Origin of the sequence: Sphingomonas aracearum, assembly GCF_003345355.1 — a bacterium.
Taxonomy (GTDB): Bacteria; Pseudomonadota; Alphaproteobacteria; order Sphingomonadales; family Sphingomonadaceae; genus Sphingomonas; species Sphingomonas aracearum.
Genome location: NZ_QQNB01000003.1, coordinates 124,641 through 143,360 on the forward strand (window position 1 = coordinate 124,641; position 18,720 = coordinate 143,360).

General features: G+C 71.4%; 20 protein-coding genes and 1 tRNA gene. 10 read left to right on the plus strand and 11 right to left on the minus strand.

Features of this window, described 5'->3' with window-relative positions; genetic code table 11:
- Genes DVW87_RS13560 through DVW87_RS13570 form a run of 3 tightly spaced genes read left to right on the plus strand, consistent with a single transcriptional unit; the run spans position 1 to position 3,001 of the window.
- Positions 1-582 (plus strand): SOS response-associated peptidase family protein, encoded by a 582-nt coding sequence (locus tag DVW87_RS13560; protein ID WP_114688357.1) that lies wholly within the window; start codon positions 1-3, stop codon positions 580-582.
- 23 nt (positions 583-605) lie between these two features.
- Positions 606-1,784 carry a Na+/H+ antiporter NhaA gene (nhaA, locus tag DVW87_RS13565; RefSeq protein ID WP_114688358.1) on the plus strand — a complete coding sequence of 393 codons (1,179 nt, stop codon included), beginning with the start codon at positions 606-608 and terminating at the stop codon, positions 1,782-1,784.
- Positions 1,781-3,001, plus strand: a complete 1,221-nt coding sequence (locus DVW87_RS13570) for an MFS transporter (RefSeq protein WP_114688359.1) — start codon at positions 1,781-1,783, stop codon at positions 2,999-3,001. The genes nhaA and DVW87_RS13570 overlap by 4 nt, the downstream gene beginning before the upstream one ends.
- 3 nt (positions 3,002-3,004) lie before the next feature.
- Here DVW87_RS13570 and DVW87_RS13575 read toward each other — a convergent pair whose 3' ends face one another.
- Positions 3,005-3,901: a LysR family transcriptional regulator gene (locus DVW87_RS13575; protein ID WP_114688360.1), complete on the minus strand. Its 897-nt coding sequence runs from the start codon at positions 3,899-3,901 to the stop codon at positions 3,005-3,007.
- 98 nt (positions 3,902-3,999) lie between these two features.
- On the opposite strand from DVW87_RS13575, the gene DVW87_RS13580 reads away from it, so the two are divergent.
- The gene (locus tag DVW87_RS13580) at positions 4,000-6,093 is read left to right on the plus strand and encodes a malate synthase G (protein ID WP_114688361.1); all 2,094 of its coding nucleotides are present in this window, start codon (positions 4,000-4,002) and stop codon (positions 6,091-6,093) included.
- A 3-nt stretch (positions 6,094-6,096) separates the two neighbouring features.
- Here DVW87_RS13580 and DVW87_RS13585 read toward each other — a convergent pair whose 3' ends face one another.
- The 5 genes from DVW87_RS13585 to hppD all read right to left on the minus strand — a co-directional run bounded on the left by DVW87_RS13585 (position 6,097) and on the right by hppD (position 11,022).
- The gene (locus DVW87_RS13585; protein ID WP_114688362.1) at positions 6,097-6,465 is read right to left on the minus strand and encodes a Rieske (2Fe-2S) protein; all 369 of its coding nucleotides are present in this window, start codon (positions 6,463-6,465) and stop codon (positions 6,097-6,099) included.
- The gene (maiA, locus tag DVW87_RS13590; RefSeq protein WP_114688749.1) at positions 6,462-7,097 is read right to left on the minus strand and encodes a maleylacetoacetate isomerase; all 636 of its coding nucleotides are present in this window, start codon (positions 7,095-7,097) and stop codon (positions 6,462-6,464) included. The genes DVW87_RS13585 and maiA overlap by 4 nt, the downstream gene beginning before the upstream one ends.
- Positions 7,094-8,389: a fumarylacetoacetase gene (gene fahA, locus DVW87_RS13595; protein WP_114688363.1), complete on the minus strand. Its 1,296-nt coding sequence runs from the start codon at positions 8,387-8,389 to the stop codon at positions 7,094-7,096. Before fahA ends, maiA begins: the two co-directional genes overlap by 4 nt.
- Positions 8,386-9,696: a homogentisate 1,2-dioxygenase gene (hmgA, locus tag DVW87_RS13600; RefSeq protein WP_114688750.1), complete on the minus strand. Its 1,311-nt coding sequence runs from the start codon at positions 9,694-9,696 to the stop codon at positions 8,386-8,388. Before hmgA ends, fahA begins: the two co-directional genes overlap by 4 nt.
- Before the next feature lie 264 nt (positions 9,697-9,960).
- Positions 9,961-11,022, minus strand: a complete 1,062-nt coding sequence (gene hppD / locus DVW87_RS13605) for a 4-hydroxyphenylpyruvate dioxygenase (RefSeq protein ID WP_114688364.1) — start codon at positions 11,020-11,022, stop codon at positions 9,961-9,963.
- Positions 11,023-11,097: 75 nt separating this feature from the next.
- On the opposite strand from hppD, the gene DVW87_RS13610 reads away from it, so the two are divergent.
- The gene (locus DVW87_RS13610) at positions 11,098-11,556 is read left to right on the plus strand and encodes a MarR family winged helix-turn-helix transcriptional regulator (protein ID WP_114688365.1); all 459 of its coding nucleotides are present in this window, start codon (positions 11,098-11,100) and stop codon (positions 11,554-11,556) included.
- A gap of 19 nt (positions 11,557-11,575) precedes the next feature.
- On the opposite strand, the gene DVW87_RS18135 is transcribed toward DVW87_RS13610, so the two are convergent.
- Genes DVW87_RS18135 through ftsE form a run of 5 tightly spaced genes read right to left on the minus strand, consistent with a single transcriptional unit; the run spans position 11,576 to position 14,609 of the window.
- Positions 11,576-11,740, minus strand: a complete 165-nt coding sequence (locus tag DVW87_RS18135) for a hypothetical protein (RefSeq protein ID WP_181814846.1) — start codon at positions 11,738-11,740, stop codon at positions 11,576-11,578.
- Positions 11,741-11,794: 54 nt separating this feature from the next.
- Positions 11,795-12,478 (minus strand): lysophospholipid acyltransferase family protein, encoded by a 684-nt coding sequence (locus tag DVW87_RS13615; RefSeq protein WP_114688366.1) that lies wholly within the window; start codon positions 12,476-12,478, stop codon positions 11,795-11,797.
- Positions 12,475-13,011, minus strand: coding sequence for a YdcF family protein (locus DVW87_RS13620; RefSeq protein WP_114688367.1), 537 nt, complete (start codon positions 13,009-13,011; stop codon positions 12,475-12,477). The genes DVW87_RS13615 and DVW87_RS13620 overlap by 4 nt, the downstream gene beginning before the upstream one ends.
- Before the next feature lie 10 nt (positions 13,012-13,021).
- A complete protein-coding gene (locus DVW87_RS13625) occupies positions 13,022-13,894 on the minus strand; it encodes a cell division protein FtsX (protein ID WP_114688368.1) in 873 nt (290 codons plus the stop codon).
- 10 nt (positions 13,895-13,904) lie between these two features.
- A complete protein-coding gene (ftsE, locus tag DVW87_RS13630) occupies positions 13,905-14,609 on the minus strand; it encodes a cell division ATP-binding protein FtsE (protein WP_114688369.1) in 705 nt (234 codons plus the stop codon).
- Positions 14,610-14,786: 177 nt separating this feature from the next.
- On the opposite strand from ftsE, the gene DVW87_RS13635 reads away from it, so the two are divergent.
- From DVW87_RS13635 to DVW87_RS13655, 5 genes are all read left to right on the plus strand, one after another.
- Positions 14,787-15,551, plus strand: a complete 765-nt coding sequence (locus DVW87_RS13635) for a zinc-ribbon domain-containing protein (protein WP_114688370.1) — start codon at positions 14,787-14,789, stop codon at positions 15,549-15,551.
- Between the two features lie 99 nt (positions 15,552-15,650).
- Positions 15,651-15,737, plus strand: a tRNA-Leu gene (locus DVW87_RS13640).
- A 129-nt stretch (positions 15,738-15,866) separates the two neighbouring features.
- Positions 15,867-16,940 carry a type III polyketide synthase gene (locus DVW87_RS13645; RefSeq protein WP_114688371.1) on the plus strand — a complete coding sequence of 358 codons (1,074 nt, stop codon included), beginning with the start codon at positions 15,867-15,869 and terminating at the stop codon, positions 16,938-16,940.
- Positions 16,937-17,623, plus strand: coding sequence for a methyltransferase domain-containing protein (locus DVW87_RS13650; protein WP_114688372.1), 687 nt, complete (start codon positions 16,937-16,939; stop codon positions 17,621-17,623). The genes DVW87_RS13645 and DVW87_RS13650 overlap by 4 nt, the downstream gene beginning before the upstream one ends.
- Entirely contained in the window at positions 17,602-18,705 is a 1,104-nt protein-coding gene (locus tag DVW87_RS13655; RefSeq protein ID WP_114688373.1) for an FAD-dependent monooxygenase, read from the plus strand. The genes DVW87_RS13650 and DVW87_RS13655 overlap by 22 nt, the downstream gene beginning before the upstream one ends.
- Positions 18,706-18,720 lie beyond the last annotated feature (15 nt).

Sequence of the window (18,720 nt, forward strand, 5' to 3'; positions counted from 1 at the left end):
ATGTGCAACGAGGCAGCCCGCCGCATCGCGCTTGGACAGTTGCGCGATGACTGGTCGGAGACGGGCATCCCGCTCGTCTTTCCGGAAGGCGCGCCCAACATGGCCCCGCTGGACAGCTTCCGCATCACCGATCCCACGGTGATCGTCCGCGCGCACGACGAGGGCGCGGCGCTCGTCACCCGGCGGTGGAGCTGGCCGGGGGCGGGCGGGCGCCCGGTGTACAATTTCCGATCGGACGGCCGCGACCTCGTCCAGGGCCGCTGCCTGATCCCGGTGGACGCGTTCTTCGAGTTCACCACGCCCGCCGATCCGACGCGGAAGCGCAAGGACAAGTGGAGCTTCCGCCTGCGCGACCATTCCTGGTTCTGCATTGCCGGCCTGTGGCGCAGCAACCCGGCGGTGGGTGAGGCGTTCACCATGCTCACCTGCCCGCCCGGGCCGGACATCGCGCCCTATCACTCGCGTCAGGTGGTGGTGCTCGGCCGCGAGCATTGGGCCGACTGGCTCGATCCCGCGGTGCCGTCCGCCGAGCTGTGCCGTCCGTTGCCCGAGGGCAGCCTCATCGTGGAGCCCCTGTCCTGAACGTCAGCGATCTGAAGCCCGCCGTGCGAAAGCCGCTCAGCGTCCTGCGCGCCTTTCTGAAGAGCGAGGCGTCGGGCGGCATCGTCCTGATCGTCGCTGCGCTGCTCGCGCTGCTCGTCGCCAACTCCTCGCTTGCCGGATCCTACGAGCACCTCCTCCATGCCGAAACCGGTCCGATGCTCGCCCCCGCGCTGGGGCCGATGACCGTGCACCTGTGGATCAACGACGGGCTGATGGCGGTGTTCTTCCTGCTCGTCGGCCTGGAGATCAAGCGCGAGCTGGTGGATGGTGCGCTGACCCGTCCGGCGGACCGCACGCTGCCGGTGATCGCCGCGGCGGGCGGCATGATCGCGCCGGCGCTGGTCTTTCTCGCCATCGCCGGGGACACGGCGGGGCTGGCGCGCGGCTGGGCGATCCCGGCCGCCACCGACATCGCCTTTGCCGTGGGGGTCATGGCGCTGCTCGGCAAGCGGGTGCCTGCTTCGCTCAAGCTGTTCCTGACGACGGTGGCCATCGTCGACGACATGGGCGCGGTGGCGATCATCGCGCTTGCCTATTCGGGCGGGCTGGACCTCGGCGCGCTGGCGGCGGCCGCCGGCGTGCTCGCGGCGATGATCGCGCTGGGCCGGCGCAAGGTGATGGCCGTGTCGCCCTACCTGCTGCTGAGCGTGCTGTTGTGGTTCCTGGTGCTGCGATCGGGCGTGCATGCAACGGTGGCCGGCGTGCTCGCCGCCAGCGCCTTTCCGGTGCACCGGTCGCCCGGCGCGCCGGACCATGTCGATTCGCCGCTGCACCGGGTGGAGCATGGCCTGAGCGGCTGGGTGGCGTTCCTGATCGTGCCGCTGTTCGGCTTCGCCAATGCCGGCGTGTCGCTGACCGGCCTGCCGCCGGGCGCCTTCACCGCCCCGCTCGTGCTGGCGGTGGCGGCCGGGCTGTTCGTCGGCAAGCAGCTCGGCATGTTCGGGGCGATCGCGCTGGCGGTGAAGCTGGGCTGGGCGGCGCGGCCGCATGCCGGCTGGCTCCAGATCTACGGCGTCACGCTGCTCGCCGGCATCGGCTTCACCATGAGCCTGTTCATCGGCGGGCTCGCCTTTGCCGATCCCGCGCTGGTCGACCAGGTGAAGATCGGCGTGCTGGCCGGCTCCCTCCTGTCGGCGGTGGCCGGTTTCTCCGTGCTGCGGCTGGCCGGCAGGCGGGCATGATCGCCGCCGGCACGCCCGCATTCCGCCGGCTGACGCTGGCGATGCTGTTTGCCGGCTTTTCCACCTTTTCCCTGCTCTATTCGGTGCAGCCGCTCCTGCCGGTGTTCGCAACCGAGTTCGCACTCGACGCCGAAACCGCCAGCCTCGCCGTCAGCCTCGCCACCGGGCCGCTGGCGATCGGCATCCTGTTCGCCGGGGCGCTTTCCGACCGGATCGGCCGCCGGCCGATGATGGTATGGGCGATGTTCCTCGCCGGGCTCTTCACCCTGCTCGCCGCGGCCCTGCCGGGCTGGGGCGCGCTGCTTGCCTGCCGCCTGGTCACCGGCGTGGCGCTGGCGGGCGTGCCGGCGGTGGCGATGGCCTATGTCAGCGAGGAGGTGGATGCCGCCTCGGTCGGCCGGGCGATGGGGCTCTATATCGGCGGCAGCGCCATCGGCGGGATGGCGGGGCGGCTGGGGGTGAGCCTGCTCACCGCGTGGATGGACTGGCGCGTCGCGCTGGCGGCGGTCGGCGTGGCGGGCCTTGCCATGGCCGAGGCGTTCCGCCGCCTGGCGCCGCCATCGCGCGGTTTCGTGGCCAGCCGGCCGGGCATGGCGGCGTTCCTGGCCGGTGCACGCAGCCTGTTGGCCGACCGCGCCCTGCCATGGCTCTACCTCGAAGCCTTTGTGCTGATGGGCGTGTTCGTCACCGTCTACAATTACGCCGGCTTTCGCCTGCTGGCGCCGCCCTACGCCCTCGACCATGCGGAAGTGGGCGCGATCTTTCTCCTGTATCTCACCGGATCGTGGAGCTCGGCCTGGTTCGGCACGCTGGCCGGGCGGCGCGGGCGGCGGGTGATCTTCTGGCTGCCGTGCCTGCTGCTGCTTGCCGGCGTGGCGCTCACCGCGCTCTCGCCGCTGCCGCTGGTGATCGCCGGGATCGCCGCGGTGACGATCGGCTTCTTTGGCGCGCATTCGATCGCCAGCGCCTGGGTGGGGCGCCGGGCGGAGGCCAATCGCGGGCAGGGCGCGGCGCTGTACCTGTTCTTCTATTATCTCGGCTCCAGCGTGCTCGGCTCGGCCGGCGGCGTCGCCTGGACGCACGGCGGGTGGCATGGCGTGGCGCTGCTCTGCGGCGCGCTGACGCTGGTGGCGGTCGGCGTTGCGCTTCACCTAAGGAGGGTGCCGCCGCTCGCCTCGGCGGAGGCGCCTGCGCCGCGGCCGCTGGGGTCGGACTAGCCGCTACCCTTCCTCGCGCCAGGGCAGCGGGGAGAACAGTGACTGCAGGAAGTCCACGAACGCGCGCACCGCCGGCGATGGCGCCGCGCCGTCGAGGTGGACGGCGTGGATGCCGAGATCGCGCACGCCCTCCCATTCGGGCAGCACGCGCACCAGCCGCCCGTCGCCCAGCGCTTCGCTGACGTCCCACAGGGAACGCAGCGCGATGCCGCCGCCGCCGATCGCCAGCTCGCGCACCAGTTCGCTGGAATTGGTGCGCACGCGGCTGCGCCCCTCCACGATCCGCCGGCGGCGCTCGGCCACCAGATGCCAGGGCAGCTGGCCGGAGGCGGCGAGCAGATGGTGGTCGCGCAAGGCCTCCACGCCGGGCGGCGCGCCATGCTCGGCGAGGTAGCGCGGGCTTGCCGTCAGCACCCGGCGGTTGGTGGCCAGGCGATGCGCGGTCGTTCCCGCCGGCAGCTCCGCGGCGATACGCACCGCGATGTCCACGCCGCCGTCCAGCAGGTCGACATAGCCGTCGGACAGATCGAGCTGCAACTGCACGGCCGGCCAGCGATCGAGAAAGCGGGGGAGGTGCGGCGCGATGTGCAGCCGCCCGAACGAGGTCGGCGCGGAGACGCGCAGCGGCCCGCGCGGCGCGTCGGCGGTGCCGGTCACCCGCTCCTCCGCGGCGGACAGGCGGGCGAGAATGTCCGTCATGTCGCGGTGGAACTCGGCCCCGACCGCCGTCAGCGACAGCCGCCGTGTCGTGCGGTGCACCAGCCGAACGCCCAGCCGCGCTTCCAGCCGGGCCAGCCGGCGCGAGACCATGGCGGGCGAGATGCCGAGCTGCCGTCCCGCCGCTGACAGGCTTCCCGCGCTCGCCACCGCCGCGAACAGGGCATAATCCGGATCGAGCATTCTGTACTCAGCCGCACAAGTGTTTCGCCTTTTGCTCGGCTAGCGGACAAGATGCGGCCGGTCTATCTCTTCGCAGCGAGGCTGGCGTAGGAGCGGAAATGACGGAACGGGTCGATCGGGCGGGCTTGCAGGTGGCCGCGCCGCTGGCGAACTTCCTCGAGGAATGCGCCTTGCCCGGCAGCGGCGTCGCGCCGGATGCCTTCTGGAGAGGCGTCGCCGACATCTTCGCGCGGTTCGCGCCGGAGAACGCCGCCCTGCTCGCCACTCGCGACGCGCTGCAGGCCCGTATCGATGCCTGGCACCGGGAGCGTGCGGGCCGGCCGATCGATGCCGCCGAATATCAGGCCTTCCTGCGCGAGATCGGCTATCTGGTCGACGAACCCGCCCCGTTCACGATCGCCCCCGGCGCGGTGGACGACGAGGTTGCATGCATCGCCGGCCCGCAGCTTGTCGTGCCGATCCTCAACGCGCGCTTCCTGCTCAACGCCGCCAATGCGCGCTGGGGCAGCTTGTACGATGCGCTGTACGGCACCGATGCGATCCCCGGGGCGGCCGCGGGCAAGGGCTATGACGCGGCGCGGGGCGCGCAGGTGATCGCCTGGGCCAAGGCGTTCCTCGACCGCGCGGTGCCGCTCGCCAGCGGCAGCTGGGCGGCGTTCGCCGGGGGCGAGCCGGCGCTCGCCGACCCTGCGCAGCTCGTCGGCCGGGCGGGGGACACCCTCCTGTTCCGCCACCATGGGCTGCACATCGAGCTGGTGGTCGACCGCACGCACCCGATCGGCCGCGACGATCCGGCCGGCATTGCCGACATGATCCTCGAATCCGCGGTGTCGACGATCTGCGACCTGGAGGATTCGGTCGCGGCGGTGGATGCCGAGGACAAGGTGGCGGCCTATGCCAACTGGCTCGGCCTGATGCGCGGCGATCTGGAGGAAACGTTCGAGAAGAACGGTCAACCGCTCACCCGCCGCCTGAACCCGGACCGCAGCTACACCGCGCCGGACGGAAGCGCCGTCACGCTGCCCGGCCGCAGCCTGCTTTTCGTCCGCAATGTCGGCCACCTGATGACGACGCCGGCGCTGCTGCTGACGGACGGTAGGGAGGCTCCCGAAGGCATTCTCGACGCGATCGTCACCAGTCTGATCGGGCTGCACGACGTCAACGGCGCGCGGACCAACAGCCGGGCCGGCGCGATCTATATCGTGAAGCCCAAGATGCACGGGCCGGAAGAGGCCGCCTTCACCGACCGGCTGTTCGATGCGGTGGAGGATCTGCTCGGCCTCAAGCGCCACACGATCAAGGTGGGGGTGATGGACGAGGAGCGCCGCACCTCCGCCAACCTTGCTGCCTGCATCCATGCCGTGCGCAACCGGGTCGTGTTCATCAATACCGGCTTTCTCGATCGCACCGGCGACGAGCTGCATACTTCGATGCTGGCCGGCCCCATGATCCGCAAGGGGGACATGAAGGGCGCCGACTGGATCAAGGCCTATGAGGATCGCAACGTGCAGATCGGGCTGGCCTGCGGGCTGGCGGGCCGCGCGCAGATCGGCAAGGGCATGTGGGCGGCGCCCGACCGCATGGCGGACATGCTGGAGCAGAAGATCGCCCATCCGCGGAGCGGCGCCACCACCGCCTGGGTGCCGTCGCCCACCGCCGCGACGCTGCACGCGACGCACTATCACGCGGTGGACGTATCTGCCCGGCAGGAGGAGCGTCGCGCAGAGCCGGTGGCGTCACTGGAGAGATTGCTGACGGTTCCCGTCGCGCACGGCCACAACTGGTCGCCGCAGGACATCGCCGACGAACTGGAGAACAACGCGCAGGGCATCCTCGGCTATGTCGTGCGCTGGGTGGACCAGGGCGTCGGCTGTTCCAAGGTGCCGGACATCCACGATGTCGGCCTGATGGAGGATCGCGCCACCCTGCGCATCTCGTCGCAGCACATCGCCAACTGGCTGGTCCATGGCGTTGCCAGCGCAGCGGAAGTGGATGCCGCGTTCACGAAGATGGCGGCCAAGGTCGATGCGCAGAATGCGGGCGATCCGCTGTATCGCCCGATAGCCGGCAACGAGGAAACGAGCCTTGCCTTCCAGGCCGCGCGCGCGCTGGTGTTCGAAGGCGCGACGCAGCCGAACGGCTATACCGAGCCCTTGCTCCACCGCTTCCGCCAGCGGGTAAAGGCCGGCTGAGCGTCAGGCGGTGCGCAGCATGCCGTTCTCGACCGTCACCGGCCAGGGCGTGAGCCGCTGCCCCGCGCACGGGCCGCCGACGCAGGCGCCGTCGGAAATCGCGAACAGGGCGGAATGCCAGGAGCAGGCGATCAGGTCCCCGCCGGGCGTCAGATAGTCGTCCAGCACCTGTGCCAGCGGCAGCCCCATATGCGGGCAGCGATCCACATAGCCATAGGCCTGGCCTCCCTGCCGCACCACGAAGCCATGGAAGCGGCCGGCCCGCATCTGGAGAACGAAGGCCCGCGCGCGCCCGTCGGCGATCTGGTCGAGCGGGCCGAGCGCGACGCCGGCGGGCGTGGCGAAGACCCGCTCGGGCGAAGGCTCGCTCATCGGTCGGCGTCGGGCTGCCGGTCCGGGTGCGCGGCGGCGACCTCCGGTAGCGCCCGGGCGCGCTCCGCTGCGGCGACCAGCGCAGGAAAGGCGGCAAGGTCCACGCCGAAGCGCTCGGCCGAATAGAGTTGCGGCACGAGATAGCAGTCGGCGAGCGAGACGCGGTCGCCAAAGGCAAAGCCGCCGCCATGGCGCGCGATCATCCCCTCCAGCGCGGCGAAACCGTCGCCGATCCAGCGCGCGATCCAGGCGTTCACCTGATCGGGGGACGCCGCGAACGCGCCGGACAGCGCGTTCAGCACGCGCAGGTTGTTGAGCGGGTGGATGTCGCACCCGATCACCGCCGCCATCGCGCGCACCGTAGCGCGGTCCGTCAGGCTCGCGGGCAGCAGCGCCGGCTCGGGATAGCGCTCCTCCAGCCATTCGAGGATCGCCGGGCTCTGCACCAGCACGGCCTCGTCCGCTTCCAGTGCCGGGACCAGCCCCTGCGGCTGCAAGGCGCGATACTCCTCGCTCGCCTGTGCCCCAGTGCGCAGGTCGTGCGTCACCTGCGCGTAGGACAGGCCCTTGAGGTTCAGCGCGATGCGGACCCGGTACGAGGCCGTCGAGCGCCAGTAACCGTGCAGTATCATGCGCGCGCCGGCAGGATGGTGGCGGTGCACGCGCCCAGGCCGATCGGCACGCGGCCGTCCGCCCGCGCGGTGCCGCGCAGCGTCAGCGTGTCGCCGTCCTCCAGAAACCGGCGGGTTTCGCCGGTCGGCAGCGAAAGCGGTTCGGCGCCGCCGCGGGTGATCTCCATGAGGCTGCCGAACCCTTCGCGTTCCGGCGCCGAGAGGGTGCCGGTGCCGAGCAGGTCGCCCGGCGCCAGGTTGCAGCCGTTCGAGGCATGGTGCGTGACGATCTGCGCCACGGTCCAGTACATGTTGGTGGCCGAGCCCCGGCTGAGCGTCACCGGCGGCAGCCCCGCCTCGCGCATCGCGGCCGTTTCCAGCTGCACCTCCAGCTCGATCGACAGCGCGCCGCGCGCCTGGTCCGCCTCGTCCCACAGATAGGGCAGCGGGTGCGGGTCACCTTCGGGGCGTGGCGGCTGCGCCACACGGAACGGCGCCATGGCCTCGGCCGTCACCACCCACGGGGACACGCTGGTGTGGAAGTTCTTGGCCAGGAACGGTCCCAGCGGCTGGTACTCCCATGCCTGGAAGTCGCGCGCCGACCAGTCGTTGAGCAGGCAGAAGCCGGCGACATGCTCGCCCGCCTCGCCGATCGGGATCGGCGTGCCCAGATCGTTGCCGCGGCCGACCCACACGCCCAGTTCCAGCTCATAGTCCAGCCGCGCGCTGGGGCCGAACGCCGGCGCGTCCGCGTCCGGCGCCTTCCGCTGGCCGTTCGGCCGCACCACCGGCACCCCGGACGGCTGCACCGAAGACGCGCGCCCGTGATAGCCGATCGGCACCCATTTATAGTTCGGCAGCAGCGGATTGTCCGGCCGGAACTGGCGGCCGATATTGTTGGCGTGGTGAATGCCGACATAGAAGTCGGTGTAATCGCCGATCGCACACGGCAGGTGCAGCGTGCAGCTGGCGACGGGGAGAAGCGCAGGCTCGACCGCCGCGCGATGCGACTCGTCCGACAGCAGCTCGGACAGGCGGCGGCGCAGCGCCACGCGGTCCGCCGCGGGCAGCGCGAACAGGGCGTTGAGCGTCGGCGTGGAGAGGCAGGCGGCCGCGGCCCGGGGCAGCAAAGCGGCGATCAGCGGCAGGTCCAGCACGCTGTCGCCGATCGCGACACCTGCCCGGCGCGGCCCCCCCGGCGTCGAGAAGATGCCCAGCGGCAGGTTCTGCACCGGAAAGTCGGGGTGGCCTTCCGCGCCCGGCACCCAGCTGGTGCGCGCAGGATTGTGCGTGTCGTCGATGCCGGGGATCATGGCAATTTCGCCTTCTGGAAGCCGCTCCAGACATCGTCATAGTCGAGCTGCACGGTCGGGGAACGGCTCGCCCATTCGGTCGGCCGCACGACGAGGCGGGTTTCGAACATGAAGGCCATGGTGCCGTCGATCTTCACCGGCTTCAGCTCGGCGCTGCTCGCCTTCTCGAACGTCGCACGATCGGGGCCGTGCCCGTTCATCTGGTTGTGCAGGCTCGCCCCGCCGGGCACGAAGCCGCCGCCTTCCTTGGCGTCATAGGCACCGGTGATGAGGCCCATGAACTCGCTCATCACGTTGCGATGGAACCAGGGCGGGCGGAACGTGTCCTCCGCCACCATCCAGCGCGGGGGGAAGATCACGAAGTCGCAATTGGCGGTGCCGGGCGTGTCGCTGGGGCTGGTCAGCACGGTGAAGATCGACGGATCGGGGTGGTCGAAGCTGACGGTATTGATCGCGTTGAAGCGGGTGAGATCGTAGCGGCAGGGCGCGAGGTTGCCGTGCCAGGCGACGACGTCGAACGGCGAATGGTCGAGGCGAGTGGTCCACAGCCCGCCCTGGAACTTCTGCACCACCTCGCAGGGTGCGTTGCTGTCTTCAAAGGCGGCCACCGGCGTCTCGAAGTCGCGCGGGTTGGCCAGGCCGTTGGCGCCGATCGGGCCGAGATCGGGCAGCCGGAACAGCGCCCCGTAATTTTCGAGCACATAGCCGCGCGCGCGCCCGTCGGGCAGCGCGATGCGGAACCGAAGCCCCCGCGGGATCAACGCGATCTGCAGGGGCGCCACGTCGATCCGCCCCATCTCCGTGGTGATCGCCAGCGCGCCTTCCTGCGGCACGATCAGCAACTCGCCGTCCGCGGAGAAGAAGGCGCGCTCCATGTCGGCGGTGGCGGCGTAGCAGTGGATGCCGACGCCGTTCTGCTCGCCGACATGGCCGTTGCCGCCATAGGTGACCAGGCCGTCCACCCAGTCGGTGAGCTGGTCGGGCCAGGGCAGCGGGTCCCAGCGCAGGCGGTTGGGGGAGGGCGGCACCGCATCGAACGGCGCGGACTTGAGGTGCGGCGCGCCTTCGTAGCGCGTGAACGCAGGGTGCTGCGCGGTGGGGCGCAGGCGGTAGAGCCAGGAGCGGCGGTTCTCGGCGCGCGGCGCGGTGAAGGCGGTGCCGCTGAGCTGTTCGGGGTAGAGGCCGAACGGCGCCCGCTGCGGGGAGTTGCGGCCGATGGGAAGCGCACCCGGCACCGCTTCGGTGGCGTGGTGGTTGCCGAAGCCGGGGAGGTAGTCGGCGGCGGGATCAGCCTTTCGGGTCGACATCATGGTTTCTCCTCTGCTCGCCGCCAATACATCGCCACCCCGGACGTGATCCGGGAGCCATCCTTCCGCAAGCGGCGGCTGGAACCGTTCGCGTTGCTCCTCGCCGCGGAGTGGATTCCGGGCTCCGCCGGGATGCCGGCGGGAAGCGAATGTTCCTCCCCCCACCGCCGCGGCGTCGGACCCAGCAAAGCCGTGCCCGAGGCCACGGCTTTGCCGCGCCGGCCGGTCGCGGGGCCTCGCCTCCGCTCGGCATCCGGCCGACGCTTACGCGTCGACCGTGATCACCCCGCGCCGGATCTGATCCAGCTCGATCGACTCGTACAGCGCCTGGAAGTTGCCGTTGCCGAAGCCCTCATTGCCCTTGCGCTGGATGATCTCGAAGAAGATCGGCCCGAACATGTTCTCGGTGAAGATCTGGAGCAAGAGCCCCTCCTCCCCGACATTGCCGTCGATCAGGATGCGGTTCCGCTTCAGGCGCTCCAGGTCGTGGCCATGGTTCGGCACGCGCTTGTCGACCAGCTCGTAATAGGTCTCGATCGTGTCCTGCAGCCCCACGCCGCGGGCGCGCAGCTTTTCCACCGTTTCGAAGATGTCGTCGGTGGTCAGCGCAAGGTGCTGGATGCCCTCGCCGTTGTAATCGCGGAGGAACTCCTCGATCTGGCTCTTGTCGTCCTGGCTCTCGTTGAGCGGAATGCGGATCGCGCGGTCCGGCGCGATCATCGCCTGGCTGAACAGCCCGGTCGCCTTGCCCTTGATGTCGAAATACTTCTGTTCCTCGAAGCCGAAGATGCGGCCGTAGAACTCCGCCCAGGTGCGCATCTCGCCGCGCCGCACGTTGTGCGTCAGGTGGTCGAGCAGGTCGAGGCCGACATTGTTCTCGGCTTCCGCCTGCGCCGCGCCGGGCACCTGTTCCCAGCTGTCATACAGCGAGCCGCGCTCGCCGTGCCGATCGACCAGGTACAGGATCGAGCCGCCGATCCCTTCCAGCGCCGGCACGTCGTCCAGCGCGGCGCCGGCGGGCGCGGGCCTGGCGCCGCTGGCGATCGCCGCGTCATAGGCGGCGCGAGCATCGTGCACGCGGAACGCCATGGCGCTGGCCGAGGGGCCGTGCGCCCGATGGAAGGCTTCCGCATGGCTGCCCGGCTCGCGGTTGAGCAGGAGGTTGATGCGGCGCTGCTTGTAGCGGGTCACCGCCCTGGTCGGGTGGCGGGAGGCGGCCACGAAGCCGAACTGTTCCAGCTGCGCGGCCATGCGATCCGGATCGGGCGAGGTGAATTCGCAGAACTCGAACCCGTCGAGACCCATCGGATTGACGTCCATCTCCATGCCGGCTCTCCAGATAGTTGCGTTTGATACGATGTGCGGCGTTGCGCAACTGGTGTCAACCGCTACTATTTCGCCATGGCCGCCGGTCCGCTCGTTCTCGACACCTTCCTGCCGTACCGGCTGTCGATCGCCTCCAACCTCGTCAGCGGCGCAATCGCGCGCATCTACCAGTCGCTGTTCGGCCTCTCGATCCCGGAATGGCGGATCGTCACGGTGGTCGCCGAAACGGACGCGATCACCCAGCAGGAGATCGGCCAGCGCACCCGGATGGACAAGGTGACGGTGAGCCGCGCCGCCATCGCGCTGGAACGCCGCGGGCTGATCGAGCGCCGCGCGCATCCCGGCGACGGCCGGTCGCAACTGCTGCATCTCTCCGCCACCGGCCGCACGCTGTATGAAAGCGTCGCGCCCAAGGCGAAGGAGCTGGAAGAGCGTCTGTTCGGCGACTTCACCGCGGCGGAGCTGGACACGCTCACGTCCATGCTCCGGCGGGCAGAAGCGGCGGCGCTGCGGCTGGAGGGCGAGGCGCGCTGAGGCGGCCTCGGCCCGGCCGCTAGCCGTCCTTCCGGTGGGTCTTCACCTGTTCGCCGGCGGCCGGTTCGGGATAGTCCTCGGGGCTCACCTGGCCCTGGTTCTTCACCGCCTGCTCGTCGCCCGCATCGCGCACCTCGCCGTCGGGCTTGAAGTCGCCGCGCGGTTTGTTGGGCTGTTCTGGCATGGTTTGCACTCCTTCGGCGAAGGAACGCCCGCTGCACTCAACCGGTTGCGCCGGTCAGCGATCCAGCACGTTGATCGCCGCGTGCACCCGCGCTTCCATCTCGCCGCGCGGCAGATCGGGCGGCAGGGGCTCGCCGAAGCGCAGGGTGACGATGCCGGGCCGCTTGGGCCCGTGCCGCGGCCACACGCGCCCGCTGTCCACCGCCACCGGCACCAGCGGCAGCTTGAGCGCCTTGTACAGGCCGGCGAGTCCGGGCTTCACCGGCGGCTGCTCGCCCGGCGCCACGCGCGTGCCCTCCGGAAAGATCATCACCGACCGGCCTTCCGCGCGCACCGCCTGCGCGTCGCGCATCAGCCCGCGGAGCGCCGCGCCGGAGGCCGTCCGGTCGATCGCGATCATGCCGTAGCGCTGCGCCGCCCAGCCCCATACCGGGATGCGTGCCAGTTCCCGCTTCATCACGATCGCCGGCGCGTCGAGCAGCCGCGCCATCTCGAACGTCTCGTACAGCGACTGGTGCTTGCCCGCATACAGGGTGGGCCCGGCGGACGGGCTGCCTTCCACCCGCGTGACGATGCCCAGCAGCCGCCGCGCGCTCCATGCGTGGAAGTTCAGCCAGCCCTGCACGTAGCGGCGCAGCGCCGGCGTGCCGAACAGCGCCGCAACCGGCGCGCCCAGCACGATCGGCACCGACCCTCCCCAGAAGACGACGGAAAACAGGAACGTGCGGGCCGTGTTCATACCCCCAGTCCGAACCACAAGGCGGCGCGGCGGAGCAAGAGCTTGTTGTATTCCGCCACCAGCAGGCTGAAGCGCGGATTGCTGGGCACGCCGTCGCTGACGATCGTGGCGTCGCTGCCCAGCGCGCTCACCAGCTCCATGCGCGCGCGTGGCGCGTGCCAGTCGGACGTGACCAGGCGCACCGTGCGATAGCGGTGCTCGCGCACCCAGGCGGCGGTTTCCTCCGCATTGGAGCGGGTGTCCACCGCCTGGTGGCCGAGGTCCACGCAGCAGGCGAACAGCGCCGGGCTGCGCTTGTACTCCGCCGCGAGTTCGCGCGGGCGCACTTCGGGCGCGGCGCCGGTGATGAGCAGCCGCCGGGCGGCATGCGCCTCCAGCAGGTCGAGCCCACGGTCGATCCGCCCGGCGCCGCCGGTGGGCACCACGATGGCGTCGGTGCGCACGTCGCCGAGGGGGCGCGGCAGGAGCAGCATGAAGGCGGCGAAACCGAGCATCCAGCCCAGCGCCATCAGGCTCAGCAGCCGCGCGATCATGGCCGGGCGATCACAATGTGCGGCTCAGCGCGCGCAGCACCGCGACGCGGGCGGCGAAGAAGGCCAGCGCGGCAAAGGCGAGCGGCAGCAGCACCAGCACCGCCCAGTCGCCGGGGGCCAGCGTCACCCGGTCGAGCAGCCCGGAATCGAGCCCCGCCAGCCGCTGGCCCAGGACCAGCACCGTGGCCAGCGCCGCCAGCGTTCCCACCGCGCCGCCGCCCAGCGTGTCCAGCGCGATGCGGCGCTGGAACAGCCGGGCGACCTGCACGTCGGTGGAACCCAGCATGTGCAGTACCTCGATGGTCGGCCGGTGCGTCTCCAGCCCCGCCCGCGCGGCGAGCAGCACCACTGCGGCCGTGGCCAGCGCCATCAGCCCGACCAGCCCGGCCGCCAGCCAGGTGACGAGCAGCAGAAAGCGGCGCACCGGCGCCATCCATTGCGCATGCGCGTCCACCCGCGCGGCCGGCGCGATCGATCGGACCAGCGCTGCAACGCGCTCCGCCTCGCCGTCCGGCGCCAGGTCCACGTCGATCAGCGCCGGCATGGGCAGGTCGGCGTCGGCTGCCTCTCCACCCAGCCACGGCTCCAGCAGCGCGGCGAGACGCGCGCGGTCCACGGCCGCGGCACGGGCAACGTCGTGCGACTGGCGCAGGGCCTGGAGAAGGCGCAGGGCCGCCAGCGAACGGGTGGCGGCGACCGGCTCGACGATCTGCACGGTCAGGCGGCCCGCCAGCTGCCGGTCGAGCGCGCGGGTGCCGCCGGCGGTGGCCAGGCCGATGGCGCCGGTCAGCACGGTGAGGAACAGCATCACCGCCATGATCCAGGCCATGGTGCCCAGGCCCCGGCGATCGTCCAGCGGCCGGCGCGCGGCAGCGGTGCTCATGCGCGCGCCCTCACAGGCCGGGTCCGGCGGGATGGCGCAGCGAGCCGGTGGGATCGAGCAACCGGCCCTTGTCCAGCCGCATCATGTGCGCGCGCGGAATGCGGCTGATCAGCTGGAAGTCGTGGGTCGCCACCACCACCGTGGTGCCCAGCCGGTTGAGCGATTCGAACAGGTGCAGCAGCCGCTCGGCCATGTCGGGGTCGACGTTGCCGGTCGGCTCGTCCGCCACCAGGATCTCCGGCCGGCCGATCACCGCGCGGGCGATCGCCACCCGCTGCTGCTCGCCGCCCGACAACGTCGGCGGGCGGGCATGGGTGCGCTCCTGCAGGCCGACCCAGGCGAGCATCTCGCCCACCGGCTCGGCGATCTCCGCTTCCGGCACGCCCGCCACGCGCAGCGGCAGGGCGATGTTGTCGAACGCGGACAGGTGCGGCACCAGGCGGAAGTCCTGGAAGACCACGCCGATCCGGCGGCGAAAGCCCGGCAGGCGCTTGCGCGGCAAGGTCACCGCATCCTCGCCGAACAGCCGGATCATGCCGCGGCTCGGGCGCTGCGCGAGGTACAGCAGCTTCAGCAGCGACGTCTTGCCCGCACCGGACGAGCCGGTGAGGAAGTAGAAGGCGCCGGTGCCCAGCGTGAACGAGATGTCCGACAGCACCTCCGCGCCGGTGTCATAGCGCAGCCCCACATTCTCGAACTGCACGATGTTCGCCATTCCGGGCGCTTGGTCCTGCCTGCCTTGTTGCCTTGCGGGCACAGCCTTCGCACGATCGGGGCTTTCCCATCAAGCGGGCCATGGCAGGGCGGGTTCAAGCGCACTTGCCATCCGCGGCGGCGCGGTGTTTAGATTCGGCCTTGTTGCGGCCCCTTGCCGCCAGAAAGCTGCAACCTGATGATCCTCGAATGCCCGCAATGCCGCAGCCGCTATCTCGTCCCCGACACCGCGATCGGCGCGGCCGGACGGACGGTGCGCTGCGCCAATTGCCGGCACAGCTGGTTTCAGGAGCCGGCCCCCTCTCCGGTCGTGTCCGCGCCCGAGGCTCCGGTCGCCCCGCCGCCGCCCGCAGTTCCGGTGCCGCCGGCCGGCGTGGCCCCACCCGCATCCGTGCCGCCCGCGCCGGCCCCGCCCCCAGCAGTTCCGCCTGCGCCGGTCGCCCCGCTTGCGCCGGCGGAGCCGCCGGTTGCGGCGCCGTCGTTTGACGCCTTTGCCCACCAGCCGCCGTTTCGCCCGCGCCGCAACCCGGCCCGGCGCTGGACGGTGGCGGCGGTGGGCGCGGCGGCGGTGATGCTGACGGCGGTGGGTGCGCTTGCCTGGTCGGGGCAGAGCCTGTCCACGCTGGTCGGCGTGCAGCTCGGCAGCGCCGACACGCCGCTGCGGCTGATCGACAACCCGATCGAGCGCCGGGCGCTGGCCAACGGCACGGAGATGTTCGCGGTAAGCGGCAAGGTGGTGAATCCCACCGCGCAGCGCCAGCGCGTGCCCGACATCCGCGCCGAGCTGCGCGATGCGCAGGGGCGCCTTGTGTACAGCTGGACGATCCGGCCGGGGGCCAGCTTTCTCGGCCCCAACAGCGCGATCGACTTCAACAGCGCCAAGCTGGACGTGCCCGTGAACTCCCAGAAACTGGTGCTCAGCTTCGCCGGCAGCGGCGAATAACGCAGGCGCCTCGCAACAACGGCGTTGCCAGCGCCATTCCGCTTTGCTAGGGGCGCGTCCCTACCTGCCGCCAGCCTTCCGGTTCGCGGTGTTTCACGTGCGGTCGTGGCGGAACTGGTAGACGCGCAACGTTGAGGTCGTTGTGGCCGAAAGGCCGTGGAAGTTCGAGTCTTCTCGACCGCACCACTTTTCCCCGCCTGCGGGCGGGACGGGTCCGAAACGCTCCGGCAAGAAGGAGCGGGATCGAACAAGCTCCTGCAATCGTTGTGGGTAATCCGCGTCGGCGTCCTGCCGGCGAGGGACCGAGGGTTTCGCTTGCCCGTCTTCCTGAATGCCATCGGCACCGCGGTGCCGCCCCATGACGTCCATCGTCCGTTCGTCGCCTGGGCGGAGCAGCGGATCGGCGACGATCGCCAGCGCCGCCTGTTCTCGCGCATGGCCGCCCGTTCGGGGATCGAACATCGCTGGTCGGTGCTGCCGCCGGTGGCGCTCACCGGATCGCCGGACGACAGCTTCTATGCCGGCAACCGCCTGCCCGGCACGGCCGCGCGCATGGCCGTCTATGCCGAGCATGCGCCCGAGCTGGTGCTGGGGGCGGTAGCGGCGCTCGACGCGGAGATGGGCGGGGCGCTGGAGCCGGAGCGCATCACCCATCTCGTGCTCGCCAGCTGCACCGGCTTCGTGGCGCCCGGCATCGACCAGATCGTCGCGCGTCGCCTCGGCCTGGCGGCCGGGCTGGAGCGCACGCTGATCGGCTTCATGGGCTGCTATGCCGCGGTTGTGGCGCTGCGCACCGCGCGGCACATCGTGCGATCGGAGCCGGCGGCGCGCGTGCTGGTGGTGTGCGTGGAGCTGTGCACGCTGCACCTGCAGGAAACGGACGACGTGGAGTCCCTGCTTGCGCAATTGCAGTTCGGAGACGGGGCGGCGGCCGCTCTGGTCAGCGGCGATGAGACGGGCCTCGAGCTCGGCCAGCCCTTTTCCACCACGCTGCCGCAATCGGACACGCTGATCCGCTGGGACATCACCGACCAGGGTTTCGCGATGCACCTGTCGGGCGAGGTGCCGGCGCGGATCGGCGCGGCGCTCGCCAGCCCGGAGATCGCGGCGGCGGCGACCGGCGGGCGCGCGGCGGGGTCGATCCGGAACTGGGCGGTGCATGCCGGCGGTCGGTCGATCCTGGACGCGGTGAGCGGCGCGCTGGTGCTGCCCGGCGATGCGCTGGACCCGTCCCGCGCGGTGCTCCGCGCCAACGGCAACATGTCCTCGGCGACCCTGCTGTTCGTGCTGGCGCGGATGCTTGCCGGGCCGCGGGTGGGAGAGGGCGTGGCGCTTGCCTTCGGGCCGGGGCTTGCGGCGGAAGGGCTGGCGTTCCGGTCGGCGCCATGAGCCTCGCCACCCGCGCCATCGCCGAGGAGCAGATGGACGCCGAGGACCTGCCGGCGGATACCTATGCCGCGGTGCTGCGCGACCTCGCCCGGGTGAACCGGGTTACGCTGGCGGCGCGGCCCACCCTGTCCTTTTTCCGGCGTGCGGCACAGGGTCGCAACCGGCTCAAGCTGTTGGACGTCGGGTTCGGCGATGGCGACATGCTGCGGCGGATCGCCGGCTGGGCCGCCCGGCGCGGGCTGGAGGTGGAGCTGGTGGGGGTGGACCTCAACCCGCGCAGCCAGGCGGTGGCCGCGGCGCACACGCCCGCCGGCCTGCCGATCCGCTACGTCACCGGCGACTATGCCGATCTTGCGCGGCAGGGCTGGGACGTGATCGTCAGCAGCCTCGTTGCGCACCATATGAGCCACGGCCAGCTCCTGGCGTTCCTGCGCTTCATGGAGGCGGAGGCGCGGGTCGGCTGGCTGGTCAACGACCTCCATCGCCACGGCTTTGCATATCGCGGCTATCCGCTGCTCGCGCGCGCGTTTGGCTGGCACCCGGTGGTGCGCGCCGACGGGCAGCTCTCGATCGCACGGTCGTACCGGCCGGCGGAGTGGCCGCCGATCCTCGCCGAAGCAGGCGTGCCGGGCCGCGTCGCCCGCGTCTTTCCGTTCCGGCTATGCGTCGAACGCCTGCGCTGATCGTCGGCGGCGGGCCGGCGGGCGCGACAACGGCGCTGCTGCTCGCCCGCGCGGGCCTGCCGCACCTGCTGGTGGAGCGGAACGCGGAGCCGGGCGATGCGGTGTGCGGCGGCTTTCTCAGCTGGCGGTCGCTCGACACCCTCGCCAAGCTCGGCATCCCGGCCGAGGCGCTCAACCCCGAGCCGATCGGCCAGGTTGCCCTGTTCGCCGGCCGGCGCGTGGCGCGCGCGCCGTTGCCGCGGCGCGGCCTGGCGGTGTCGCGCCGCCGCCTCGACACGCTGCTGCAACGCCATGCCCGCGCCGCCGGTGCCGCCATCGAGATCGGCCATGTGCGCGAGGCGCAGCCCGGCCGGGTGCGGCTGGCCGATGGCGAGATCGAGGCCGGCGCGCTGTTCCTCGCCACCGGCAAGCACGACCTGCGCGGCCTCGCGCGACCGGCGGCGGCGCGCGGCGGCGATCCGGCGCTGGGGCTGCGCGTCCGCCTGCCGGCCGTCCCCGCGTTGCGCCGGCTGGTGGCGGGCACGGTGGAGCTGCACCTGTTCGATCGCGGCTATGCCGGGCTGGCGGTGCAGGAGGACGGCACCACGAACCTGTGCATGGCGGTGCACCGCTCGCGCCTTGCCGAGGCGGGCTCGCCCGAGGCGCTGCTGGCGGCGTTGGAGAGGGAGGCGCCGGCGCTCGGCGAACGGCTGGCCTTTCGCACCGGCGAGCCGATCGATGCCGTCGCCAACGTGCCCTATGGCTGGCGCGCGCGCGAGGGCGTGGCAGGGCTCTACCGCCTGGGCGACCAGGCCGGCGTGATCCCGTCGCTGGCCGGCGAAGGCATGGGCATCGCGCTGGCCAGCGCCGCGCGCGCGGTCGCCGCCCATCGGTCGGGCGCGGGCGCCGTGCGCTACCAGGAAGCGCTCGCCCGCGACTTGCGCCGCCCGCTCGGGCTGGCCGGGCTGGTGCGCGATGCCGCCGAACGCCCGCTCACCGCGGCTGCGCTGACCGCCGCGGTGCGGCTCGCGCCGGCGCTCGCCACCTTTGTCGCGCACGCCACGCGGATCGGCCACCCGCCGCTTGATAAAGGCGGCGGCTGATCCGACATTCGGGGG